The sequence below is a fragment of the Collimonas sp. OK607 genome (assembly GCF_900111995.1).
In the GTDB taxonomy this organism is placed as follows: domain Bacteria; phylum Pseudomonadota; class Gammaproteobacteria; order Burkholderiales; family Burkholderiaceae_D; genus Collimonas.
On sequence record NZ_FOKF01000007.1, the window covers coordinates 65,896 to 89,421 of the forward strand.

Below are 23,526 nucleotides of genomic sequence, written 5' to 3' on the forward strand. Positions count from 1 at the left end.
GTAGCGGCGATTGCCGACAATTTAGCTATCGACTAAAAATACTCCCTACGATTAACGCGCAAAGTCCGACGTATTTTTGACGAAGGTATTGAGATTGGCAATGTTCAGGCTACCAAAACCTGTAGTGGCGTCCCACCCTGCGGCCGCTTTGTAGCCGTAGGAAATGCTGGCGCCATTCGTACCTGAGGTGACGTCATGCAGCAGCGAGGCGTTGGCGGCCAACCGGAAATACTTGTAGAAGCTGGCTGCAGGGAATCCCAATGCATTGCTGTTGGCCGTTTGCAGACGCGCCCAGACGCCAGTGAAAATCGGCGCTGCAAGGCTGGTGCCGCCTACCGTACCGGTCTGGCCGTTGTAGTAGATGGTGGCGCCGCTGGCGCTGGCGGCATCGAACGCAATGTCCGGCAAGCCACGGGTGGTTTTGCCGGAGGCAATCACGCCCGATTGATAAGAAGGCGCCGCTTCATACTTGCTGTAGCCGCCGCCGGTTGCCCACAGTCGTTTGGTCGGATCGGAGTCACCCTGGGCGTCGTACACGCCAATCGCGCTCAAGCCTTCGTTCCAGACAGTTTCACTACTGTAGGCGCCGGAGTTTGTGTACAGCGTAGTGCCGCCGACTGCAATCACATAAGGCGAACTGGCCGGCTCGCTAACGTCATAGGTCGATTTGTTTTTCGGTACGCCAGGGGCGCCGGAAATCGAACTGGTCTGGCAGTTATAGGCGCCCGCGTCTCCGGTCGAAATGGAGAAAGTCTGGCCTTGCGCCACAGCTTGTTTGAAGACATTATCGTCGGCTGCCTGAGTACCGTCGCTATGGGTATCCGATTCGCAACCGCCGAGTGAAACGTTAATGACTTTAGCCACATTGTCAGTCACCGCACGGTTGTAGGCAGCAGTGATGCCGCTATAGCTCATGTCGGGCGATGCGTAGAATACCAGTTGCTTGACGGCGCCGCCGGTGGTGCCGGTGATGGTCTGGCTATCCAGGTTCCATTCGACCTGGCCGGAAGTGTCGCTATAGTCGCTGCCGGCAGGACCGGTTTGCACTACAGCAGTATTGACGGTAGCAAAACCCTTGGCCGACGTGAATGCCTGCAGATCGGTAATGGTCGGGCTGATGTCACCTGCAGAAATAATGCCGACTACGGTGTTGGAGGCAGTTGGCGTAGCGCCGGCGTTATAGATCGCGGGGAATTGCGTCGGGCTATGCGGCGTGGCGATTGGCGTTGCATTGGTGCGGGCCTGCGCCTGCGAGGTTGCTGCAGCCTCAGTATTGGCTACCCAGCGATGATGAGTGTGGGCAATCGCCACGTTTTGCAAACCCAGCACCGAGCCGACAATAACGCTCAACGCCGGCGGCACTTGCGCTGCATCGGTATTGGCAAATACACTGCGGCCGTCTTGCTGGAAGCGTTTCAGCGCCGTGCGGAAACCGGTTTGCACTGTCGCTGCCGTGCCGTCGGCCGTCACCAGCTGACGATTCGGGGTGACCCGGATGTTAACAAAGCCAGACTTGCTCAGATGCGCGACCACTGCCGCCACATCTTTTTCCGTAGGCGCATATTCTGCCGCGAATTGTGCCGGGGTCAGGAATTTTCCGTAGGAAGCAGTGCCTTGAGTGTGCAAATCTTGCAGAAATTTATCGAGCTTGGCTTCGTTGCGCAAATTTAAACTAAGCGTCACATGTACCGGCTCGCCTTGCGCTAATTGCACTGCAGATGCCGCTGGCGTGACTACGCTGGTATCGGCTGCCAGGCTCCTTTGATTGGCTTCTACTTGCGGCAAAAACGCCTGGGTCCTGGTTGCGACCCAAGTGCTGTTGTCCACCGCAGCGGCGTGAGCGGTCCCCGACAAAGATGCAAACGCCAGGGAAAGCGCCAATGACAGTGCCGACGCTTGGGGAATCATAAAATTTCCTGCTGATACGTTCGATTTCATATGGCTAATTCCTCTTGAATGGAGCAGATGAAAGACGCCGCAGCCCGGCACTGCGATCAGCAATGCAAAGTTGACTTGGCGCTGGAGCCTGCATCACCGGTTGTGATGCAGTGCATAACGAGACGTAACGTCCTGGCGTAACGTCCGTTAACTGGATGGCCGCGGCGCTAACGCTGGCCGTGCCGGAAGATAGGAAGAGCTGCAAAGAGCTGCGCCTGAAGCGTAGCGGAAAAGAATGAAAGCTGGATAAGATCTGATGCAAATCATGGGACTTCCCTCTTGAGGATTAACAACGGCGCCGGCGACTCTTTTGGAGTGCATGCCGTGTAAAAAATCAACGCTTTACATCCTGGGTTTTACTTCTCATTTCACAATTCACAATTCACAATTCACAATTCGTCTGTGTGATGATTCAGGATAAATAAATTATTTCCATACGGCAATAGTAAAAGCACTAATATTTCCTTCTATCGAAACACGGTTTTCGTTGGGTTTATCAGGAATTCAATTGCAGATAAAATCAGCGCTCTTACTGACTCGAATCGGCCCCGGCGCCGATGACCGGCACGCTTTCAGGCTTGATATTGCGCGCAGAAAAAATCGCACCAAAATTAAACACCGACCGCGGCAAGGTCGCCCACAAAGTGGCGCCGACAATCAGCGCGCCGCCGATCCAGGACAGCGCACCGAGTTTCTCGCCCAGCCAAAAAGAGGCGAATAGCGCACCGAATACCGGCTCGCTTCCCATCAGCAAAGAAACCCGGGTAGGATTGCTGCGCCGGAGACTGTAGTTCTGTGCAAAAAAAGCAAAGATCGTGCAAAACAACACCAGATAAACCGTGCTCACCCAGAAGCTGGGATCGCTGGGCAGCGGTGGCAGGCCACCTTGCATGAACAAGCTGGCAACCAGCAAGCAACCAAATCCCACCACCCCGGACTGCACCGCGGTCAAGGTCAGATTGGACATGTTCTTGTTGACCGTCAGACGCTTGGTCATGACCATCATGAAGGCGCGCAGCAATGCCGCCGCCAGCATCAGGCCGTCCCCCAGATTGAAAGTCAGGTCGCTGCCGATGGTCAGCAGCCAGGTGCCGAAGAGCGAGATGAAAGCCACCGCGAACGCGCTGGCCTTGGGGCGCTGCGCCATCACCAGCCACTCTACGAACGGTGTAAAGACCACGCACAGGCTGATCAGGAAAGCGGCATTCGAGGCCTGGGTCAGGGCCACACCGAAGGTCTCGCAAATAAAGATGGCAAGCAAAATCAAACCCAAAGGCAATCCGGCCCGCACTGCGGCCCTGCCTTCCGGTCTGGCCAGTTGACGCAGGCTAGGCAGCAATAGCAGGAAGGTCATGCAAAAACGAATCGCCACAAAACCCAGCACCGGGTAAAACACTAACGCATCCTTGGCGACACCGTAACTGGTGCCCCACACTATCGCGACCAGCAACAACAGCAAATCGGCGACCCAGAGACCTTTGGTAGAAGAGTTGGCAGAAATATTTGTCACTTCGTTTTACTCCGGATAGCGCTAACAGCGCTATCAGTTAAGAAAAAAAACGTTCCGCCTAGGTGGAGGCTGAGCGGAACAAACGGCGGGAGCACCGAGGATATTGGTCAGGTCTGTTGCGTCAGGAAGTCCTGGTATAGGCGATCACCAGCACATCCCGGAATGCTTCACGTCTTTCTTCAACCGGCAACACCTTGGTCACGCCGTGCATGGTACGGGCATCGTCGGCCAGCATCAGGTCCATCGGATCGGTCAAGGTATAACGGCACATCAGTTTACCGGCGACATCGGTAATATAGGTTTCACCGCCAGCCACGTTGTGACGGCGCACCATCATGGTGACGATGTAGTCGACACCATCGCGATGCAACCCTTCCGGCGTCGGATTGCCGGGGGTATGGGAACTGGCGCGTATCCGGTAAGGATGCAGGCGGATATCCCATTTACCGCTGCCGCCATCAACCTGGTCAAACACTTGCGCCAGAGACAGCAGCAATCCCGACAGGAATGGATTATCGACAAAATGCTGCTCCAGCGGTTCGAAATGGCGCGCGATGTCGCCATTGAGTTTATTGATGTAGCTCGGCTGCACGTAAGGTCCGTGCGGCAGTTGCTGCAGCACGCCGTCGGCCGCGTCCAGCTCGAATGCACCGTAACGGCGGAATCGATAGCTGCCGTTGTCGCCCATGTACTTGTCTTGCGGCAGATTGTTCCAGCAAGCCGCGAACTCGTTCCAGGCCGCAAGATCGACATCGCAGGCGGCTTGCACGGCGCGGCCGGAGAGCACGGTAAAGAGCCGGCTGCGCAGCTCGCCGCTGAGATGATCAATGATGAGCGGCACAATCTTGATTGGCGCCGAGGCCTCGATTTCCATCTAATTTTCCTCGGCCAGCAGCTTGCTCGCGTCCAATACGGAATCGGAAGACAATGACAGGTGACGGCTGGAACGTTGCGCGGCAATTTCTTTTTCCCAGCTGTCGCGGTCGGTCAGGTACAGCGGCGCATCGGCGCGGATCGCGCAGACATCGGCAGCGCCGGCACGCAAGCGATAACTGACAGTACCGCTGACATGTTGCGCGGTTTCGAGGATGAAACGATCTGTGGCGGTGCGCAACGGTGTGAACCAGCGGCCCTCGATCGCTTCGCGCACCCACAGTTGTTCAAGCTTGAGCTTTTCGCGCAGCAGTTCAGCATCCAGCACCGCCGTTTCCAGGTGTCGATACGCTTCCAGCAAAGCCATGGCGGCCGGCGCTTCGCGTACTTCAAGCACCTTCTCGCCCTGCTCCAGGTGTTCCAGGCCGCAATAACGGCCGATGCCGAATGCGCCGACACGCTGGTTAAGGCGCGCGATCAATTCCACCAACGGCAAAGCCTCGCCATCGATAGCAACCGGACGGCCGACGTCAAACCTGATCGATATTTCTATACTGGCAGGCGCCGGATCGATTGCGGCGGTCCAGTCAAACAGCGATTCCGGGACCCAGAACGATTCCGGATTATCGAGCGAACCTGATTCGAATTCTCGGCACCACAGATTGGCGTCGCCACTGATGCCGCGTGCCTGGAAGTGCGGCAAGCCGGCAGCGCGCAAGGCTTCGATTTTTTCTTCGCGCGAAATCGCAGTGTATTCATAGGGCGTGCCGTAATACCCGGCGTACCCAAGTTGGGCGATCGCACCATTCAAACGACGCAGCGTGTTCTGCGACTGATTAGCGGTATGGACGATGGCGTTGCAGCCCAGGCGCAATGCGGTTTCGACGGCGAAACGGGCGATGATAGGACGCGACAGCGATGAACTGATCGGATAGATGCCCATGTATTTGGCATTGGCGCGAATCGCCGGTAGCACGGCATCCTCGGCAAACGCCTGCTGGCCGTCGATCACCAGCAATTCAGCGCCAAAATGCGCCGTGATCTGCTGCAGGTCCGCGGCGTTGACGCCCTCGCCCAGATCGATTGTCAGCGCAGTGACGCGGCAACCACTGTCGACCAGGCATTTCAAGGCGTAAGTGCTATCCAGTCCACCACTGAACAAAGTCAGGACATGCTCGCAATGGCCGGCGACCAGTTTCAGGTCGTCGATGCTGCGTATTCTTTTTAGCGGCTGAATCATAGGCGCTCCGGCACTGGGTGGTATGAGTAAATTAATAAAGACCTATATTTCGACAAATACGAATAAAAACATCGTTATTGATAGTTATTATGTTTTATTCCGGCAAATACGATAATCTATCAATTCAGAACAACACTTGTGCGCGGCGGGAATGAATGGGAGCTAACCGATATATCAAGCTGATGCCTGACATGGCTGTGTTTGTGCGGGTGGTGGAAACCGGCAGTTTTTCGACGGCGGCCCTGGAACTTGGCATGACGCCCTCGGCTGTCAGCCGCCAGGTATCGCGTCTTGAGCAGGCATTATCGGTCAGATTACTGGAGCGCACCACGCGTAAATTGCGGCTGAGCGAATCCGGCAGCGAAGCTTATCAGCGCTGCCTGGAAATGGTGAACGCGGCCAAGGCGGCGATGGACGTCGCCGATAAATTCGTGGCGGTGCCGCAGGGACTGCTGCGGGTCGGCATGCCAAAAGCCTTCGGCAAGGGCGTGGTGACGCCATTGATTCCCAGTTTCCTGGAAAAATACCCGCAAGTCGATGTACAGCTGATACTCACCGACCGCCACGTCGACCTGATCAACGACGACGCCGACCTGGTGATCCGCATTACCAGCCAGCCGGCCGACGGCCTGGTGGCGCGGCCGCTGATGTCGATCGACCAGGTGTTGTGCGCTACTCCCAGCTACCTGGCCCAGCACGGCACGCCGAAACAGCCGCAAGACCTGTGCAGCCATAGCTGCCTCTACCTTGGTGAAAATCCCGGCGATTCCGACTGGCATTTCATGCACCAGGGCGAAACCACCATCATCAAGGTGCGCGGCCGTTACGTGGTCAACCACAGCGAAGCACGCCTGGACGGCGTGCTGCAAAACCTGGGCATCGGCTGCCTGCCCTACTTCATCGTCCGCAACGCACTTGAGCAAGGGCTGGTCAAAGCCGTGCTCACCGATTGGGAATTCATCGCAGCCTACCAGGGCACGGCTTTCATACAGTACCTGCCGACCCGCTACCTGGCGCCCAAAATGCGCGTCTTCATCGACCACCTGGCGAGCCACATGGAAGCCGACCTGAAACCCCTGGACCGGCGGCGCCTGGCATCCGACAAATGAGCAAGACCGCCATCTGCCGGCAGCTCCTGGCGGTGGCCGGCCTGATCTGCTGGTACAGCCTGCCGCTTGCCCCCTGCAGCGCACAGCAAGTCGTGGTCGATACCGGCCATACGACCGAAAATCCCGGCGCCACCGCCCCCGGCGGCAACCGTGAATTCGACCTCAACCGGCAATTCACCATCGCCCTCGGCAAGGCATTGCAAGCGGAAGGACTGGAGGTGGTCGACGTCGCCGCGCAAGGATCGCCGGTCTCCTTGCAGGCACGCACCAAAGCCAGCGCCAAGGCGGCGCTGTTCGTCTCTATCCACCACGATTCGATGCCGCAAGCCTGGCTGGATGCGGGCCGAAGCCGCGAATTCTCCGGTTACGCCCTGTTTGTTTCCGCCAGCAAGCCGCACTACGCGCGCAGCCTCGATTGCGCCAGAAGCATCAGCCTGCGCCTGCAAGACATCGGCGAACACCCGTCGCTCTATCACGCCACTCCCGTCCCGGGCGAAAACCGCCCCTTGCTTGACCGGCAACTGGGGATCCATCGCTTTGACGACCTGGTGGTGCTGAAAGCCGCCGAATCGCCCGCACTGCTGATCGAAGTCGGCGTGCTGGCCAATCCGGACCAGGAGCCGCGTCTGGCCTCGCCACGGTTTGCCGGCAAGGCTGCCCGCGCCGTCGCCACCGGCATACGGCAATGCTTGCCTGCGACGCCATAGCGGTATACAAACGGTACATATATAGAGCTGGCGGACAGCCGGCAGAACATAGGCAGCGCGGCAATTTTTACGCCGCTTTTACGGGCCTGCCAGTCCTTTTTAGAGAATCTTTACGTCCTGCCTGCTAACCTGTAATCACCAAAACGACCAGTAGACATCCTCTATGAATCAGGTAATTTCAGCAGTATCGGTATGGCGTTTCTCATCTCTTCCGGCTGCCGTTTCAAAAAAAATCCAGCCCCCCGCCTTACCTCTTTCGCTACGTTCCAGTCGCAAGCAGGCGCTCCCTACCCACAAAGATCTCATGATGTGCATCACCGTGGAGGCGGCATCGGTCGCCGAACTGCGGCGCGTCATCGTCAGTACCTGCGGCGACCTGATGGTCTATATGCGGATCAAGCCGGTCGAGCACGCCAGCAAGATGAAGTTCTGGCTGTGCCTGAGTAAAACCTCGGTCGACGCCGTCATCGGCAACATCATGCGGACCCTGCCGCAGGCAGAGTTCGGCCGTATTACGCCACTGCCAACATCAAACCCATCCAACACCAACTGAAAACAAAACATCACCATGTCCACCTTTGAAGGCATCTGGGTTCCTCTCGTCACGCCTTTCCGGCAAGGCAAACTTGATCTTTACAGTGCGCAGCAACTCGCCCTGCGCTTGTCAACCGCCGGCGTGCATGGCCTGGTGGTCTGCGGCACCACCGGCGAAGCCACGACATTGAACGAGCATGAGCAAGACCGGATGCTGTCCGGCGTGATGGAAGCAGTGCAAACCCGCTGTCCTGTCGTGATGGGTGTCAGCGGCAGCGACACGCGGCTAGTTACGGAAAAAATCGTGCGCCTGAATGCACTGCGCCCGGCCGGCTTCCTGGTCTCGGCGCCGTCTTACGTGCGCCCCTCGCAAGAGGGCATACGAATGCATTTCGAGGCGGTAGCGACAGCGGCAGAGAGTCCGGTCATCCTGTACAACATCCCGGCCAGGACCGGCGTCAATATTGATGTCGCCACCGTAGCGGCTCTGGAACAGCATGCAAATATCGTGGCAATCAAGGAATCCAGCGGTAACCTGATGCAGACCATGGAACTGATCAGCCGCACGAATTTGAACCTGTTGTGCGGCGATGACGCCATGTTATTCAACACACTCTGCCTGGGAGGACACGGAGCCGTCTCCGCCGCGGCTCACATCCGGCCGGATTTGTTCGTGCACTTGTTTGAACTGGTCCGCGCGGGACAAATCGACCCCGCCCGCGCCCTGTTCAAGCAGTTGCTGCCGACGATCCAGCTGCTATTCTCGGAGCCGAATCCCGGCCCGGTGAAAGCCGCCCTAGCCATGCAAGGAGAGATTCAGGATGAACTGCGCCTGCCAATGACACGGATGACGGCAGCAGGAAGAGTCAAACTGGCCAAGACGCTGGAGAAACTGATGACGATTTCGGTCGCAGGCAAAACCGCAAAACCGGAATCCGCCACTCTCGGGAAATCCCGGCGGTTGGGCCTTGTCAGATGACCGCGCCTATACCTGGCGACGACTGATTTTCCATACCGATGCCACCTGGTGGCGTCTGCAAAAGATTGCCATTCACGTAAGACTTGCAAAAATTGCTTGATACGTGTCCAATCTGCGTATGAAAATTTCTCCTACACTCCCCATATGGTCCATTGCGGCTCCGATCGCCGGCTGGCTCTTTCTTGGCGGCGCGAGTTTTAATTTCGGCAGCGCTTATACAATATTACTCGTGGCCGGCTTGCTCGGCAGCGTGCTGGCGGCGGTGTACCACGCCGAGGTAGTGGCGCACAAGGTTGGCGAACCTTACGGTACCCTGGTACTGGCGCTGGCGGTGACCTTGATTGAAGTGGCGCTGATCGTATCGCTGATGCTGGCCGGCGGCGAGGAAACCACCGGGCTGGCACGCGATACCGTGTTTGCCGCCATCATGATTATTCTCAACGGCATCGTCGGCATATGCCTGCTGGTTGGCGCCAGCCACCATAAAGAACAAAGCTTCGGCTTGCTGGGCGTCAGCGCCTCGCTCGCCACGCTGGCGGCAATTGCGGTGCTGACACTGGTATTACCCAACTACACCTCATCTGCGGCGGGTCCGATCTACAGCCCTAGCCAGCTGGCGTTCATCGCCGTCATCTCATTGATACTTTACGGCACCTTCGTACTGGTGCAAACCGTGCGCCACCGTGACTACTTCCTGCCGGAAGAAGCGCTCAACGATGAAGATGCCCATGCGGCGCCGCCATCGAACAACGTAGCAATAATCAGCGGCGGCCTGTTGCTGGTTTGCCTGGGCGCAGTGGTTCTGCTGGCGAAGTCGCTGGCGCCGACCCTGGAAACTGCGGTCGCAAGCGTCGGTGCACCCAAGACCCTGGTCGGCATCATCATTGCCGCTGTGGTGCTGCTGCCGGAAGGACTGGCCGCCGTGCGGGCGGCGCGCGCCAATCGCCTCCAGACCAGCCTCAACCTGGCACTGGGTTCGGCGCTGGCCAGTATCGGCCTGACCATTCCGGCGGTGGCGATCGTCTCGCTGACTACCGGTTGGACATTGTCGCTCGGCCTGGATATCAAATCCACGGTGCTGTTGCTGCTGTCGTTCATCGTCGCCGCTTTTTCACTCGGCACCGGGCGCACTACTGTCATGCAAGGGACTGTCCACCTGGTGATTTTTGCTGTCTATTTGTTTACTACCATCGTTCCCTAAACCGGCCGCGTCGCGCAGTCGACGGCAGGGCAGAGATCCGGGGCAGCGTAAGCTGCCCTTTTTTTGCACTAATCAAGTTCATTTTCACACCGGCGCCGTGCCATCGCATTACCCGGCACCACACTGGTGCACACAAGCAACGCCAAAATCCCACCTCACCAAATACGGGCATCGACAATCTCGTTTGCGCCAACATTGCTCGAAATTCAAGTAAGCCTTCTTGAAACTGGCGCGTGGCGCCGCCCTCCTCACTGGCACGCATTCTGCTAAAGCTATTACGCAATCAATGCATTCCCGGTATCTGATTTCTACCTGCTTTCTTAGTCCGTGCTTAATTTTGTGTTTCTGTTTTTTATCGCTCACAACTGGAGGAGAAATTCATGTCACGTCGCACCGTTTTGAAAGCTACCGCACTCGGCGCTTTCGCACTTGCCGCCAGCTCATGGCTACCATCCGCGTTTGCTGCGGACACCATCAAGGTAGGCGTTCTGCACTCCTTGTCCGGCACCATGGCCATCTCGGAAACATCGCTGAAAGACGTCGCCCTGATGGCGATCGAAGAGATCAATGCCAATGGCGGCGTATTAGGCAAAAAGCTGGAACCTGTAGTAGTCGATCCGGCCTCCAACTGGCCGCTGTTTGCCGAAAAAGCGCGCCAGCTGATTTCGCAAGACAAGGTATCGGTAGTATTCGGCTGCTGGACTTCGGTATCGCGCAAATCGGTGCTACCGGTATTCAAGGAACTCAACAGCCTGCTGTTTTATCCGGTGCAATATGAAGGTGAAGAGTTAGAGAAAAACGTCTTCTACACCGGCGCTGCCCCAAATCAGCAAGCGATCCCGGCGACTGAATACCTGATGTCGAAAGAAGGCGGCGGCGCCAAGCGCTTCGTGCTGCTCGGCACCGACTACGTATACCCCCGCACCACCAACAAGATCCTGCGCGCCTTCCTGCACAGCAAAGGCGTGAAAGACACGGACATCGACGAAGTCTACACGCCGTTCGGTCACTCCGATTACCAAACCATCGTCGCCAACATCAAGAAATTCTCCGCCGGCGGAAAAACTGCCGTGATCTCCACCATCAACGGCGACTCCAACGTCCCGTTCTACAAAGAACTGGGCAACGCCGGTCTGAAAGCCACGGACGTACCGGTGGTAGCGTTCTCGGTTGGCGAAGAAGAATTGCGCGGCGTGGATGCCAAGCCGCTGGTAGGTCACCTGGCAGCATGGAACTACTTCGAATCGGTGAAAAATCCAGTCAACACCGCCTTCATCAAAAAATGGAAAGCCTACGCACTCGCCAAGAACCTGCCGAACGCCAGCACCGTAGTCACCAACGACCCGATGGAAGCAACCTATGTCGGCATCTACATGTGGAAACAAGCAGTAGAAAAAGCCAAGTCCACGGATACAGACAAAGTCATCGCCGCGATGGCTGGGCAGAAATTCAAAGCCCCGTCCGGCTATGAGTTGGAAATGGACGCGACCAATCATCACCTGCACAAACCGGTAATGATTGGCGAAATCAAAGCTGACGGCCAGTTCAATGTGGTGAACAAGACAAAGACAACAATCCGTGCGCAGCCTTGGAGTCCGTATATCGCGGGAAATGAAGGCAAGCAAAAGCTCTAACGCCAGCGTAACGAGGCTGTTGTTTTTGACGTAGCAGTTGTAGTTGCGGTTGCGGTTGCGGTTGCGGTTGCGGTTGCGGTTGCGGTTGCGGTTGCAGTTGCAGTTGCTTTTGAAGTGCATTCCGCATGGGGACGCTGCCAAATGTGGCGCGTGTCAGTCGGGAATTGTGGGAAGACATGTTTGAGCGCAGCGAGTTGGTCTTTCCACCCGACTGATACGCACCGCATTTGGGGACCTGACCGGAGGGAAGGCAGTGGCTTTGCGGTCGCCTTCTTTTGGTTACTTTTCTTGGCGAAGCAAGAAAAGTAACTAGCCGCCGGGCTACCCCCGGCATGCATCCACGGAGCAGCAACCGCTTTAAGTAACGAGAATTTCGTATCAAACGCGAGAACACGTACTCCGTGGCCCGTTAAATAGGGTCAGAGTAATTTTCGCAAAGGGCGCGAAAAAAAACTCTGACCCTATTTAACTGCTTCCGTTTAACGCCACGCATAAACCGGCATGAAAACTGACTGATGAAAATCTCACGAAAAATTCTTCTGATTGCTAGTTTGTGCCTGCACATCACGCTAGCACACGCCAAGATCGACCCTGCGCTGCTCAAGCCGCTGACCGGCGACGATCCAGACGCACGCATTGTCGCGGTCAACCAGATCGCCGCGCTCGCCAATGAAGACGCACTGAAGATTCTCAACGCCCTGAACACCGACGCGCTGTACGCCCAGCCCGACGGCACAGTACTGATCGTCGACGACACCAAGGCATTCAACCCAGCCACCGACCAAACCATAACCACCCCTGATGACGCAGAAGGAATCAGCGTCAACAACCGCCTGCGCGGCACAGTAGAAGGCGCCCTGTCCGGCCTGAAACTATTCTCACCCAACCGCAAACTGCGCATGGCCGCCGCCACCGACCTGATGAAAACCGCCGACCCAGCCCAAATCCCGCTGATCAGCAAAGCACTCCACAAAGAAAGCGATCCCGAGATCCAGGCCACCCTGCAACAAGTGATCGCCACCGCCAACCTGCACTCCCCCGACGCCGCCACCCGCAAAGCCGCAGTGCAAACCCTGGCCGCCAGCACCAACGCCAATCTACGCCCCGCCCTGCAAAACCTGCTCAACAAAAACCCCGACGGCAGCTACATCGAAACCGACGAAGCAGTCCGCATCGAAGCCGTGCGTACCCTCGGCGTACTGGACCGCCACCTGGCAACCGTCGACTTCATCGGCAAAGTGTTCTACGGCATATCGCTCGGCAGCGTCCTGCTGCTAGCCGCACTCGGACTGGCGATCACCTTCGGCCTGATGGGCATCATCAACATGGCGCACGGCGAACTGCTGATGATCGGCGCCTACACCACCTATGTCTGCCAGCTGCTGTTCCGCCAATACTTCCCGGCCGCGCTGGACGGCTACCTGCTGGTAGCGCTGCCGGCCGCCTTCATCGTCACCGCCGCCGTCGGCATCGTGCTGGAACGGCTGGTATTGCGCTGGCTATACGGCCGCCCGCTGGAAACTCTGCTCTGCACCTGGGGTATCAGCCTGATCCTGATGCAGCTGGTACGTTCAATTTTCGGCGCGCAAAACGTCGAAGTTGCCAATCCCAGCTGGATGTCCGGCGGCGTCACCGTGCTTGGCTCGCTGGTGCTCTCGTATAACCGCATCGTGATCATTTTCTTCGCGCTGTTCGTGGTACTGGCAGTCTGGCTGATACTGAACAAGACCCGGCTTGGCCTGTTTGTACGAGCCGTCATGCAAAACCGGCGCATGGCGTCTTGTGTCGGCGTCTCGACCGGCAAGATCGACATGATGACCTTCGGCCTCGGCTGCGGCATCGCCGGGCTGGGCGGCGTAGCGCTGTCGCAACTGGGCAATGTCGGGCCAGATCTCGGCCAAGGCTATATCGTCGACTCCTTCATGGTGGTGGTACTGGGCGGCGTCGGCCAGCTGGCGGGCACCGTCATCGCCGCCTTCGGCCTCGGCGAAGTCAATAAATTCCTGGAACCGATGGCAGGCGCGGTGCTGGCCAAAATCGCGATCCTGGTATTCATCATCGTCTTCATTCAAAAACGTCCGCAAGGCCTGTTTGCACTGAAAGGCAGGAGCGTCGAATGAAAGCCGCATCTCAAAACATCTCTCAATACATCGCCGCAGCCAAGACACCTCTGTTCTCGCGCCCGGCATGGAGCGGAATCATCTTCTGCAGCGTGATCCTGGCGCTGCTGCCGATACTCAACCTGGCATTCCCTGCCGGCCATGTACTGCACATTTCCAGCTACACGGTGGCGCTGGTCGGCAAGTTCATGTGCTACGCCATGGCGGCGCTGGCACTGGACCTGGTGTGGGGTTACACCGGCATCCTCTCGCTCGGCCACGGCGTCTTCTTTGCGCTGGGCGGCTATGCCCACGGCATGTACCTGATGCGGGCGATCGGCCGCGACGGCGTCTATCAGAGCAACCTGCCTGACTTCATGGTCTTCCTCGACTGGAAAACCTATCCCTGGTTCTGGTCCATGACCGACAACTTCTGGTACTGCATGGCGCTGGTGGTGCTGGTGCCGGGCGTGCTGGCCTTTGTGTTCGGCTACTTTGCCTTCCGCTCGCGCATCAAAGGCGTGTATTTCTCGATCATCACGCAAGCCATGACCTTCGCCTTCATGCTGCTCTTCTTCCGCAACAACACTGGTTTTGGCGGCAACAACGGTTTCACCGACTTCAAGCGCATCCTGGGTTACTCGATCACCGCGCCGTCGACCAAGGCGGTGCTGTATCTGATTACGCTCGCATTCCTGCTCGGCGCCCTGCTGTTGTGCCGCTGGATCGTCACGTCCAAGCTGGGACGGGTGTTGCAGGCAGTGCGCGATTCCGAATCACGCCTGATGTTCATCGGCTATAACCCGCTCTGGTTCAAATTGTTTGTGTGGACGTTGTCGGCAGTGTTGTGCGGCATTGCCGGCGCTTTGTATGTGCCGCAGGTCGGCATCATCAATCCGTCCGAGATGTCACCGGCCAATTCGATTGAAATGGTGATCTGGGCAGCCGTCGGTGGCCGCGGCTCGCTGCTGGGGCCGATCATCGGCGCCTTCTCTGTCAACGGTCTGAAAAGCTGGTTCACCGGCGCGTTTCCCGATTTGTGGCTGTATGCACTGGGCTTGATTTTCATCCTGGTCACGCTATTCATGCCGCAAGGGATCCTGGGTCTGGTGGACAAGCTGAAAAGCAAATCAAAGAACAACAAGGAGGCCGTATGAGCCAGCCAATCAGCCCGATCTATAATCCGGCGCAGCCATCCGACAAAGTCGATAACGCCCTGCATGCCGACTACGGCACCTCGTACGCGCGGATCAAGCCGGAAGGCGTCGACACCACCCACGGCGCTATCCTTTACCTGGAAAACATCACGGTCTCGTTCGACGGCTTCAAGGCGCTCAACAATCTGAATCTCGATATTTCGGTAGGAGAACTGCGTTGCATCATCGGCCCTAACGGCGCCGGTAAAACCACCATGATGGATGTCATCACAGGCAAAACCCGGCCCAGTGCCGGCACCGCCTTCTTCGGCCAAAGCATAGACCTGACCAAGCTGACCGAATACGACATCGCCCACGCCGGCATCGGCCGTAAATTCCAGCGGCCGACGGTATTCGAACAGCACACGGTATTCGAAAATCTCGAGCTGGCCATGAAGATGGACAAACGCGTCAAGACCACCTTGCTTTCCAGGCTCAGCTCGGAGCAGATCGACAAGATAGATGCCTGCCTCAGGCTGATCCGCCTTAACGGTAACGAACGACGGTTAGCTGGCCTGCTGTCGCACGGCCAGAAGCAATGGCTGGAGATCGGCATGCTGCTGATGCAGGAACCACAACTGCTGTTGCTGGATGAACCGGTGGCAGGCATGTCGGATGCGGAAACCGCACGCACTGCCGAGTTGCTCAATGAACTGCGCGGCAAACACTCGATCATGGTGGTCGAGCATGACATGGGTTTTGTCGCCGAAATCGCCCAGCAGGGCAAGGTCACGGTCTTGCACGAAGGTTCCGTGCTGGCGGCCGGCAAGATGTCCGAAGTGCAGGCCGACGAGCGTGTGATTGAAGTCTATCTCGGGCGCTAGAATAATATGTTAAACGTTGAACAACTGAATCAGTACTACGGCTCTTCGCACACCTTGCGCGGGATTTCGCTATCCCTGGAAAAAGGAAAATGCCTGGCTCTGCTGGGCCGCAACGGCGTCGGCAAAACCACCTTGCTGAAATGCCTGATGGGCGTGCTGCCCAGCGCCAGCGGCAAGGTCATGCTGGAAGGCCGCGACATCACCAGCCTGAAACCGCACCAGCGCGCCGCACTGGGGATTGCCTATGTGCCGCAGGGACGCGAAATCTTCGCCCGCCTGTCGGTGGAAGAAAACCTGTTGATGGGGATGGCCACCAAGTCGGGAAAAAAGGCATTGCTGATCAAGGATGAGGTCTACGAATTATTCCCGGTGCTGAAGGAAATGCTGCAACGGCGCGGCGGCGACCTGTCCGGCGGCCAGCAACAGCAGCTGGCGATAGCGCGCGCTTTGCTGGCGGAACCCAAGCTGATCATCCTGGATGAACCGACCGAAGGTATCCAGCCATCGATCATCAAGGATATCGGCCGCGTGATCCGCTTGCTGCGCGAGCGCGGTGACATCGGCATCCTGCTGTGCGAACAGTACTTCGATTTTGCGCGTGACCTGGCAGATAATTTTGTGGTGCTGTCGCGCGGTGAAGTGGTTGCCGCCGGCGGCCAGGAGAACATGGATGATGACAGCGTAAAACGACACTTGGCGGTATAGTGCCGCATGGATAATCTGATTAGCCTGCCACCTTTGTCGGCAGCCGGACTTGCTCCGCCTGTGCCGGTTATGTCTGTCGCCGAAGCAACCCGGCGCAGCGGCGACCAGGCCTGGCTGTCTTTGGCATTTGCCGACGACCGCGGCACCACGCGCTTGCTGGATCGCGCCCACTACGGCCCCTTGCGCGTGCAAAAGGCGCTCTATCCGGAACACCCGTCGATCTGCCATGCCATCATCGTTCATCCACCTGGTGGCGTGGTTGGCGGCGATCAGCTGAGCATCAGGGCCAGCGTCGGCGAACGCGCGCATGCCTTCCTCACCACACCCGGCGCAGCCAAGTGGTACCAGGCCAACGGCAAGATTTCGCAACAACAGGTAACGCTGCAGGTTGCCAACTCCGCCACGCTGGAATGGCTGCCGCAAGAGACCATTTTTTTCGACCAGGCCCATGTCACGCTGGAACACCAGGTAGAGCTGCAAGGCGACGCCCGCTATATCGGCGGCGAGATACTGTGCTTCGGCCGCACGGCTTCCGGTGAAACATTCAACAGCGGTCGTATTTCGCAGCTCACCAGCATCCGTCGCAATGGTAAATTATTATATTTTGAACAAGGTATGCTGAACGGCGGCAGCGACGCCATGCGCAGTCGCCTGGGATTGGCGGATTGCACGGTCTGCGCTACCTTGATTGTGGTCGGAAAACCATTCCCTGGCAGCTTCGTACAGCAGTTGCGCGAGCTTGCCAACCAACTTGCAGGAGACCAGGCCAGCGTCGGTGCAACCCAGATGAAATCGGTGCTGGTGCTGCGCCACCTGGGGCACTCCAGCGAACTTGCGCGGCGCTGGATGATGCAGACGTGGCAGCTGATTCGTCCGCAATTGCTGGGGCACGAAGCACTGGTGCCACGGATCTGGAACACCTGATAATTAATCTGAACATCGATCTGAAAATCGATCTGAATGAAAGAATAGAACCATGGACCTGACGCCAAGAGAGAAAGACAAGCTGCTGATTTTCACCGCCGCATTGCTAGCGGAGCGTCGCCTGGCGCGCGGCTTGAAATTGAATTATCCGGAAGCGGTGGCCTTGATCAGCGCCGCCATCATGGAAGGCGCGCGCGACGGCAAGAGCGTCGCCGAGCTGATGTCCTACGGCAGCAAGATCTTGACGCGGGCCGATGTCATGGACGGCATCGCCGAAATGATTCCCGATATCCAGGTTGAAGCCACCTTCCCCGATGGCAGCAAGCTGGTCACCGTGCATCACCCGATTCCCTAGACTGGAGCCGCCATGATCCCAGGAGAAATGTTCATCCAGCCAGGCGACATCGAACTCAATGTCGGCCGCAAGTGCACTACTGTCAGCGTCGCCAACAGCGGCGACCGGCCGATCCAGATCGGTTCGCACTTTCATTTTTACGAAGTCAACCCGGCCCTGCTGTTCGAGCGCAAGGACGCCTACGGCATGCGGCTCAACATTGCGGCCGGCACCGCAGTCCGCTTCGAACCGGGCCAGAAGCGCACGGTAGAACTGGTCGAACTGGCGGGCGACCGCATCGTCTACGGATTCAATGGCAAGGTCATGGGAGCATTGCAGAAATGAGTAAAATCACACGCCACGCCTACGCCGAAATGTACGGCCCGACCATCGGCGACCGGATCCGCCTGGCTGACACCGAGCTCTTCATCGAAATCGAAAAGGATTACGCCACCTACGGCGAAGAAGTAAAATTCGGCGGCGGCAAGGTGATCCGCGACGGCATGGGCCAGTCACAGCGCATGCACAAGGATGTGATGGATACCGTGATCACCAATGCCGTGATCATCGACCACTGGGGCATCGTCAAGGCCGACATCGGCATCAAAGGCGGCAAGATCGCGGCCATCGGCAAGGCTGGCAACCCGGATATCCAGCCGGATGTCACCATGGTGATCGGCGGCGCCACCGAGATTATCGCCGGCGAAGGCAAGATCGTGACCGCCGGCGGCATCGATTCGCACATCCATTTCATCTGTCCGCAGCAAATCGAAGAAGCCTTGATGAGCGGCGTCACTACCATGCTCGGCGGCGGCACCGGCCCGGCCGCAGGCACCGCGGCCACCACTTGCACGCCCGGCCCCTGGCATCTGCATGCGATGCTGTCGGCGGCCGATGCTTTCCCGATGAACCTGGGATTCCTGGGCAAAGGCAATATCAGCTTGCCGGGACCACTGGAAGAGCAGGTACGTGCCGGCGCAATCGGCCTCAAACTGCATGAGGACTGGGGTTCGACTCCGGCCGCCATCGACAATTGCCTGAGCGTCGCCGACCGCATGGATGTGCAGGTCGCAATCCATAGCGACACCCTGAATGAAGGCGGCTTCCTGGAACACACGCTGGCCGCGTTCAAGGATCGTACCATCCATACGTTCCATACCGAAGGCGCCGGCGGCGGCCATGCACCGGACATCATCGCCGCGGTGGGTAACAGTAACGTACTGCCCTCCTCGACCAATCCGACCCGGCCGTTTACCGTCAATACGCTGGATGAACATCTCGACATGCTGATGGTCTGCCATCACCTCGATTCGGCGATTGCGGAAGATGTAGCGTTCGCCGAATCGCGCATACGGCGCGAGACGATTGCTGCCGAAGATATCTTGCATGACATAGGCGCCATCAGCATGATGTCTTCCGATTCGCAAGCCATGGGACGGGTCGGCGAAGTCATCATGCGTACCTGGCAAACCGCGCACAAGATGAAAGTCCAGCGCGGCACGCTGGCTGAAGACAGCAGTAAATCGGATAATTTCCGGGTCAAACGCTACATTGCCAAATATACGATCAACCCTGCGATCACGCATGGCATCGCGCATGTGGTTGGGTCCATCGAAGTCGGAAAAATTGCCGACCTGGTCTTATGGAAACCGGCTTTCTTCGGCGTCAAGCCATCCACCATTTTGAAGAGCGGCATGATCGCAGCGGCACAGATGGGCGATCCGAATGCTTCCATCCCGACGCCGCAACCGGTGCATTACCGGATGATGTTCGGCGCCTACGGCGGCGGCCTCAGGACTTCGCTGACCTTCGTTTCGCAAGCCGCGTATGACGACGGCATCGGCGAACGCCTGAAGCTGAACAAGCCGGTGGTGCCGATCAAGGATGTACGCCATCTGCGCAAGCACCACATGATTCACAACGGCGCCACGCCGCGCATGGAAGTCAATCCGGAAACCTATGAAGTACGTGCCGACGGCGAACTGCTGATATGCGAGCCGGCCAGCATATTGCCGATGGCGCAGCGTTACTTTCTATTTTGATTTTATTTTAACGAGAGCCAGATGTTAATTCTCAACACAAAAGTGGAACACGCCGATGTGGTGCAAGGTGAACTGATCCTGCCCTATGAACTACGCGAAAAAAGCCGCCTGCGCGCGGCGCTGACCAGCGGCGAAGAAGTGGGCGTATTCACCGTGCGCGGCACCGTGCTGCGGCATGGAGACTTGATCAAGGGCAGCGATGACGACGGCAACGAACGCGTGGTCAGGATACTCGCCGCCGCCGAAGCCACTTACCGTATCGAATGCGCCAGTCCGCACGCCCTGTTGCGCTGTGCCTTTCATCTTGGAAACCGGCACACGCAAGCCCATGTCGGCGACGGCTTCCTACGCATACGCAAGGATCCGGTGCTGAAGGAAATGCTGGAAGGATTACACGCCACGGTTACCGAGGAACTGGCCGCGTTCGAGCCGGAATCCGGTGCTTACGGCGGCGGCCATCACCATCATCACGACGGTTTGCTGGCGCCGGTGCCGTTGCGACAAAAGATCCATCGCCCCGGCGACGAAACCGCGGTCTGACTTTGGCAAACACCATGCATGCAACAGCACTGCTTCATTTACTGCAACTAGCCAGCCCGTCGCTGCCTATCGGCGCCTATAGCTATTCGCAAGGACTGGAAACGGCGATCGACAAGGGTTGGGTCAAGGATCCTGAATCTGCACGCAACTGGATCTGCGACAACTTGCAGCAAGTGGTCGCGCTGTTTGAAGCGCCGATCTTGTGGCGTCTGCTGCAAGCGTTCGAGCGACGTGACGGCGCAGCAGTCGAACTTTGGACTGAACGTTTCATCGCCGCCCGCGACACTGCCGAGTTTCGCGCCGAAACCATACAGATGGGATTTTCGCTGGGTAAGCTGGCGATCGAATTGCAGATTGGCGACGCCGAATTGCTAGCCATCTTGCAAGCCCAGCCGGAACTGCCGTTGCCGACTGCTTACGCCTACGCCGCGGTGGCCTTGCAAGTACCGCACGAGGCAGCATTGCTCGGCATGCTGTTTTCCTGGGCGGAAAACCAGGTGCTGGTATGCGTCAAAACAATACCTCTTGGTCAGGTTGCCGGCCAGCGCTTGCTGCTGTCGCTGCAAGCTGAGTTGCGGCTGGCAGCCGAGAACGTACAACACCTGGCCGATCATGAACTCTGCAACTGGTCGCCCGGATTGTCGCTGCTGTCGATGCAGCACGAAGAACAATACAGCCGTCTCTATCGCTCCTGAAATCAAACCCGACATTCAATATTTTTAAGCGAACCTCAAAATGAGCACTTCCTCAACCTCCAATCCACTCCGCGTCGGCATCGGCGGCCCGGTCGGTTCCGGCAAAACCGCGTTGTGCGAAATGCTGTGCAAAGGCATGCGCGACCACTACGACATGGCGGTCATCACCAACGATATCTACACCAAAGAAGATATGGAGATCCTGTTACGCGCCGATGCCCTGCCGGCCGAGCGGCTGATGGGCGTGGAAACCGGCGGTTGCCCGCACACGGCGATACGCGAAGACGCGTCGATCAACCTGGAAGCGATTTCCCGCATGAGCGCCGATTTCCCCAACCTCGATCTGATCCTGCTGGAATCCGGCGGCGACAACCTGGCGGCTACCTTCAGCCCGGAACTGTCCGACCTGACCATCTATGTGATCGACGTTGCCGGCGGCGAAAAAATACCGCGCAAGGGCGGCCCTGGCATCACCCGCTCCGACCTGCTGATCATCAACAAAACGGATCTCGCGCCCTATGTCGGCGCTAATCTCGATGTGATGGCGCATGACGCAAAAAAAATGCGCGGCGAGCGACCGTTCATCTTCACCAATCTGCGCAGCGGCGACGGGGTTGAGCAAGTGATCGCTTTCATCCGCAAACAGGGTCTGCTTGATCAACCTAAATAAGCAACCTAAATAAGCAACCTGAATAAGCAATCTCAATAAGCAATACCAACAACCTTTATCAAGGAGCCCTGCCATGCCCTATCCATCCGCCCGCACCTGTGGCCGCGTCAGCGCGCTCGTCATCGCTACCCTCAGTATCGGCTCCGCATTTGCCCATCCCGTCCATCCTGACGCGTTCGGATTCAACGACGGTTTTGCCCATCCATTTTCCGGCATCGATCATTTGCTGGCTATGCTGGCCGTCGGCCTGTGGGCGGCGCAAAACAAGCGCTCCGCGCTCTGGGTGCTGCCGCTGGCGTTTCCGCTGATGATGGTGGTTGGCGCACTGCTGTCATTTTCCGGCCTGCAGATGCCCGGCGTCGAAACCGGCATCGCGGCCTCGGTCGCCGTGCTGGGCCTGCTGATCGCTTGCGCCATCCGCATGCCGGTCTGGGCCAGCGCCGGCGTGGTTTCTGTCTTCGCGCTATTCCACGGTTATGCGCACGGCAGCGAATTACCGCACGGCGCCTCGGCGCTTTGGTATGGCGTCGGTTTTGTGGCGGCGACAGCGCTACTGCATTTGCTCGGGCTGGCAATCGGCTTGGTCGCCGGCCAGAAAATGGCGGCGCAAGCGGTACGGCTGGGAGGCGTTGCGATTGCGGCGGTCGGTGGCTACTTGCTCACGGTTGCATTCTAAGGCACGACTCTAGAGCTTTTGCCTGATCGCAGCGCGCGATTACTAAAACATTTGATCAGAGTCAGGTTCATTCGCAGTTGTGCTGCGAATGAACCTGACTCTTTTTTGTTCTCGGCCCGGAACATTCAAATATGCTAATGTCTCCAACCTGTGCAAGTCGTTTTGTTGCAGCGGCCTTGTTTTTTATTTCTTTAAACCAGGACACACTATGACAACCCCGATCACATCCCCGATTGCCTACCGGATTCCCGGCCGCGCCCGCGATCTCGGCGAACTGGTAGTGCGCCGCGTATTGCCCGCGGGCCGCCATCAAAGCGTTGGTCCCTTTCTATTTTTCGACCACATGGGACCGGTCGATTTTGCCAGCGGCCAGGGCATCGATGTCCGGCCTCATCCGCATATCGGCCTGGCAACCGTCACTTATCTGTTCGAAGGCGCAATCCGCCACCATGACAGCCTGGGCAACGACCAGGAAATCATTCCCGGCGACGTCAACTGGATGACAGCCGGACGCGGCATCGTCCACGCCGAGCGCACGCCTGCAGCGTTGCGCGCCAGCGGCTGGCGCCTGCACGGCATCCAGACCTGGGTGGCACTGCCGTTGGCCGATGAAGAATGCGCCCCGGCATTCGCCCACCACCCGGCCGCGAGCTTGCCATTGATACAAGGTGACGGTTACCAGCTGCGCATCGTTGCCGGCCGCGCCTTTGGCCGGGAAGCGCCCGTCAAAATCAATTCGCCGACCCTGTATGTCGCCGCCGAAATGCAGGCGGGGGCGCAGTTCACACTTGAGGCGGAGTACCCGCAGCAAGCCGTGTATGTCGCCAGCGGCAGCGTGACTATCGACGGCGAAACGTTGGAAATGGGCGTGTTGGCTGTATTACAAGCAGATCGGGCCGTAAAGATTGCCGCCAGCGAAGCAGCCCAGGTCATGCTGCTGGGCGGTGAGCCCATCGATGGGCCGCGCACCATATGGTGGAATTTCGTTGCCAGCGATCCGCAGCTGATTGAAACCGCCAAAGCCAATTGGCGTGAACAACGCTTTGATCGGGTGCCGGGCGACGATGAATGGATTCCATTGCCAGAAGCATGAGGG

Annotated in this window: 23 protein-coding genes; 19 read left to right on the forward strand and 4 right to left on the reverse strand. The window is 58.0% G+C overall.

Features of this window, described 5'->3' with window-relative positions:
- Positions 1 to 51: 51 nt before the first annotated feature.
- The 4 genes from BM029_RS07100 to BM029_RS07115 all read right to left on the reverse strand — a co-directional run bounded on the left by BM029_RS07100 (position 52) and on the right by BM029_RS07115 (position 5,561).
- Positions 52 to 1,908: a S53 family peptidase gene (locus BM029_RS07100; RefSeq protein WP_092434043.1), complete on the reverse strand. Its 1,857-nt coding sequence runs from the start codon at positions 1,906 to 1,908 to the stop codon at positions 52 to 54.
- Between the two features lie 559 nt (positions 1,909 to 2,467).
- Complete coding sequence (locus BM029_RS07105; protein ID WP_092434046.1) at positions 2,468 to 3,448, reverse strand: DMT family transporter; 981 nt, start codon at positions 3,446 to 3,448, stop codon at positions 2,468 to 2,470.
- A gap of 121 nt (positions 3,449 to 3,569) precedes the next feature.
- On the reverse strand, positions 3,570 to 4,322 hold the full coding sequence (locus BM029_RS07110) for a 2OG-Fe dioxygenase family protein (RefSeq protein WP_092434048.1): 753 nt from the start codon (positions 4,320 to 4,322) through the stop codon (positions 3,570 to 3,572).
- The gene (locus tag BM029_RS07115; RefSeq protein ID WP_092434051.1) at positions 4,323 to 5,561 is read right to left on the reverse strand and encodes an argininosuccinate synthase-related protein; all 1,239 of its coding nucleotides are present in this window, start codon (positions 5,559 to 5,561) and stop codon (positions 4,323 to 4,325) included.
- A 155-nt stretch (positions 5,562 to 5,716) separates the two neighbouring features.
- Here BM029_RS07115 and BM029_RS07120 point away from each other — a divergent pair, with 155 nt between their 5' ends.
- The 19 genes from BM029_RS07120 to BM029_RS07215 all read left to right on the forward strand — a co-directional run bounded on the left by BM029_RS07120 (position 5,717) and on the right by BM029_RS07215 (position 23,523).
- On the forward strand, positions 5,717 to 6,670 hold the full coding sequence (locus BM029_RS07120) for a LysR family transcriptional regulator (RefSeq protein ID WP_092434054.1): 954 nt from the start codon (positions 5,717 to 5,719) through the stop codon (positions 6,668 to 6,670).
- Complete coding sequence (locus BM029_RS07125; protein ID WP_092434057.1) at positions 6,667 to 7,377, forward strand: N-acetylmuramoyl-L-alanine amidase; 711 nt, start codon at positions 6,667 to 6,669, stop codon at positions 7,375 to 7,377. The genes BM029_RS07120 and BM029_RS07125 overlap by 4 nt, the downstream gene beginning before the upstream one ends.
- A 304-nt stretch (positions 7,378 to 7,681) precedes the next feature.
- A complete protein-coding gene (locus BM029_RS07130; protein WP_092434060.1) occupies positions 7,682 to 7,930 on the forward strand; it encodes a hypothetical protein in 249 nt (82 codons plus the stop codon).
- 15 nt (positions 7,931 to 7,945) lie between these two features.
- Positions 7,946 to 8,890: a 4-hydroxy-tetrahydrodipicolinate synthase gene (gene dapA, locus BM029_RS07135; RefSeq protein ID WP_092434063.1), complete on the forward strand. Its 945-nt coding sequence runs from the start codon at positions 7,946 to 7,948 to the stop codon at positions 8,888 to 8,890.
- Between the two features lie 118 nt (positions 8,891 to 9,008).
- On the forward strand, positions 9,009 to 10,091 hold the full coding sequence (locus BM029_RS07140; RefSeq protein ID WP_092434066.1) for a calcium:cation antiporter: 1,083 nt from the start codon (positions 9,009 to 9,011) through the stop codon (positions 10,089 to 10,091).
- Between the two features lie 380 nt (positions 10,092 to 10,471).
- The gene (gene urtA, locus BM029_RS07145) at positions 10,472 to 11,725 is read left to right on the forward strand and encodes an urea ABC transporter substrate-binding protein (RefSeq protein ID WP_092434068.1); all 1,254 of its coding nucleotides are present in this window, start codon (positions 10,472 to 10,474) and stop codon (positions 11,723 to 11,725) included.
- Between the two features lie 515 nt (positions 11,726 to 12,240).
- Positions 12,241 to 13,845: an urea ABC transporter permease subunit UrtB gene (urtB, locus tag BM029_RS07155; protein WP_092434072.1), complete on the forward strand. Its 1,605-nt coding sequence runs from the start codon at positions 12,241 to 12,243 to the stop codon at positions 13,843 to 13,845.
- A complete protein-coding gene (urtC, locus tag BM029_RS07160; protein ID WP_092434075.1) occupies positions 13,842 to 14,981 on the forward strand; it encodes an urea ABC transporter permease subunit UrtC in 1,140 nt (379 codons plus the stop codon). The genes urtB and urtC overlap by 4 nt, the downstream gene beginning before the upstream one ends.
- Entirely contained in the window at positions 14,978 to 15,844 is an 867-nt protein-coding gene (gene urtD / locus BM029_RS07165) for an urea ABC transporter ATP-binding protein UrtD (RefSeq protein WP_092434078.1), read from the forward strand. Before urtC ends, urtD begins: the two co-directional genes overlap by 4 nt.
- A gap of 6 nt (positions 15,845 to 15,850) precedes the next feature.
- Positions 15,851 to 16,549 carry an urea ABC transporter ATP-binding subunit UrtE gene (urtE, locus tag BM029_RS07170; protein WP_092434080.1) on the forward strand — a complete coding sequence of 233 codons (699 nt, stop codon included), beginning with the start codon at positions 15,851 to 15,853 and terminating at the stop codon, positions 16,547 to 16,549.
- 6 nt (positions 16,550 to 16,555) lie between these two features.
- A complete protein-coding gene (locus BM029_RS07175; protein ID WP_092434082.1) occupies positions 16,556 to 17,473 on the forward strand; it encodes an urease accessory protein UreD in 918 nt (305 codons plus the stop codon).
- A 52-nt stretch (positions 17,474 to 17,525) separates the two neighbouring features.
- Positions 17,526 to 17,828 carry an urease subunit gamma gene (locus BM029_RS07180; RefSeq protein WP_092356730.1) on the forward strand — a complete coding sequence of 101 codons (303 nt, stop codon included), beginning with the start codon at positions 17,526 to 17,528 and terminating at the stop codon, positions 17,826 to 17,828.
- A 12-nt stretch (positions 17,829 to 17,840) separates the two neighbouring features.
- Positions 17,841 to 18,152, forward strand: a complete 312-nt coding sequence (locus tag BM029_RS07185) for an urease subunit beta (protein WP_092434083.1) — start codon at positions 17,841 to 17,843, stop codon at positions 18,150 to 18,152.
- The gene (gene ureC, locus BM029_RS07190; protein WP_092434087.1) at positions 18,149 to 19,849 is read left to right on the forward strand and encodes an urease subunit alpha; all 1,701 of its coding nucleotides are present in this window, start codon (positions 18,149 to 18,151) and stop codon (positions 19,847 to 19,849) included. The genes BM029_RS07185 and ureC overlap by 4 nt, the downstream gene beginning before the upstream one ends.
- A gap of 21 nt (positions 19,850 to 19,870) precedes the next feature.
- The gene (gene ureE / locus BM029_RS07195) at positions 19,871 to 20,389 is read left to right on the forward strand and encodes an urease accessory protein UreE (RefSeq protein WP_092434090.1); all 519 of its coding nucleotides are present in this window, start codon (positions 19,871 to 19,873) and stop codon (positions 20,387 to 20,389) included.
- A gap of 14 nt (positions 20,390 to 20,403) precedes the next feature.
- Positions 20,404 to 21,084 (forward strand): urease accessory protein UreF, encoded by a 681-nt coding sequence (locus BM029_RS07200; protein ID WP_092434093.1) that lies wholly within the window; start codon positions 20,404 to 20,406, stop codon positions 21,082 to 21,084.
- Positions 21,085 to 21,124: 40 nt separating this feature from the next.
- Complete coding sequence (gene ureG / locus BM029_RS07205) at positions 21,125 to 21,754, forward strand: urease accessory protein UreG (RefSeq protein WP_092434096.1); 630 nt, start codon at positions 21,125 to 21,127, stop codon at positions 21,752 to 21,754.
- Positions 21,755 to 21,827: 73 nt separating this feature from the next.
- Positions 21,828 to 22,430, forward strand: coding sequence for a HupE/UreJ family protein (locus tag BM029_RS07210; RefSeq protein ID WP_092434100.1), 603 nt, complete (start codon positions 21,828 to 21,830; stop codon positions 22,428 to 22,430).
- A 220-nt stretch (positions 22,431 to 22,650) separates the two neighbouring features.
- A complete protein-coding gene (locus tag BM029_RS07215; protein ID WP_371329095.1) occupies positions 22,651 to 23,523 on the forward strand; it encodes a pirin family protein in 873 nt (290 codons plus the stop codon).
- Positions 23,524 to 23,526: the final 3 nt, after the last annotated feature.

What these genes read in the sequence shown, in the direction of transcription:
- BM029_RS07100 (WP_092434043.1), bottom strand. Translation starts at nt 1,908, where the DNA reads ATGATTCCCCAAGCGTCGGCACTGTCATTGGCGCTTTCCCTGGCGTTT.
- BM029_RS07110 (WP_092434048.1), bottom strand. Translation starts at nt 4,322, where the DNA reads ATGGAAATCGAGGCCTCGGCGCCAATCAAGATTGTGCCGCTCATCATT.
- BM029_RS07115 (WP_092434051.1), bottom strand. Translation starts at nt 5,561, where the DNA reads ATGATTCAGCCGCTAAAAAGAATACGCAGCATCGACGACCTGAAACTG.
- BM029_RS07120 (WP_092434054.1), top strand. Translation starts at nt 5,717, where the DNA reads ATGGGAGCTAACCGATATATCAAGCTGATGCCTGACATGGCTGTGTTT.
- BM029_RS07125 (WP_092434057.1), top strand. Translation starts at nt 6,667, where the DNA reads ATGAGCAAGACCGCCATCTGCCGGCAGCTCCTGGCGGTGGCCGGCCTG.
- BM029_RS07130 (WP_092434060.1), top strand. Translation starts at nt 7,682, where the DNA reads ATGATGTGCATCACCGTGGAGGCGGCATCGGTCGCCGAACTGCGGCGC.
- dapA (WP_092434063.1), top strand. Translation starts at nt 7,946, where the DNA reads ATGTCCACCTTTGAAGGCATCTGGGTTCCTCTCGTCACGCCTTTCCGG.
- BM029_RS07140 (WP_092434066.1), top strand. Translation starts at nt 9,009, where the DNA reads ATGAAAATTTCTCCTACACTCCCCATATGGTCCATTGCGGCTCCGATC.
- urtA (WP_092434068.1), top strand. Translation starts at nt 10,472, where the DNA reads ATGTCACGTCGCACCGTTTTGAAAGCTACCGCACTCGGCGCTTTCGCA.
- urtB (WP_092434072.1), top strand. Translation starts at nt 12,241, where the DNA reads ATGAAAATCTCACGAAAAATTCTTCTGATTGCTAGTTTGTGCCTGCAC.
- urtC (WP_092434075.1), top strand. Translation starts at nt 13,842, where the DNA reads ATGAAAGCCGCATCTCAAAACATCTCTCAATACATCGCCGCAGCCAAG.
- urtD (WP_092434078.1), top strand. Translation starts at nt 14,978, where the DNA reads ATGAGCCAGCCAATCAGCCCGATCTATAATCCGGCGCAGCCATCCGAC.
- urtE (WP_092434080.1), top strand. Translation starts at nt 15,851, where the DNA reads ATGTTAAACGTTGAACAACTGAATCAGTACTACGGCTCTTCGCACACC.
- BM029_RS07175 (WP_092434082.1), top strand. Translation starts at nt 16,556, where the DNA reads ATGGATAATCTGATTAGCCTGCCACCTTTGTCGGCAGCCGGACTTGCT.
- BM029_RS07180 (WP_092356730.1), top strand. Translation starts at nt 17,526, where the DNA reads ATGGACCTGACGCCAAGAGAGAAAGACAAGCTGCTGATTTTCACCGCC.
- BM029_RS07185 (WP_092434083.1), top strand. Translation starts at nt 17,841, where the DNA reads ATGATCCCAGGAGAAATGTTCATCCAGCCAGGCGACATCGAACTCAAT.
- ureC (WP_092434087.1), top strand. Translation starts at nt 18,149, where the DNA reads ATGAGTAAAATCACACGCCACGCCTACGCCGAAATGTACGGCCCGACC.
- ureE (WP_092434090.1), top strand. Translation starts at nt 19,871, where the DNA reads ATGTTAATTCTCAACACAAAAGTGGAACACGCCGATGTGGTGCAAGGT.
- BM029_RS07200 (WP_092434093.1), top strand. Translation starts at nt 20,404, where the DNA reads ATGCATGCAACAGCACTGCTTCATTTACTGCAACTAGCCAGCCCGTCG.
- ureG (WP_092434096.1), top strand. Translation starts at nt 21,125, where the DNA reads ATGAGCACTTCCTCAACCTCCAATCCACTCCGCGTCGGCATCGGCGGC.
- BM029_RS07210 (WP_092434100.1), top strand. Translation starts at nt 21,828, where the DNA reads ATGCCCTATCCATCCGCCCGCACCTGTGGCCGCGTCAGCGCGCTCGTC.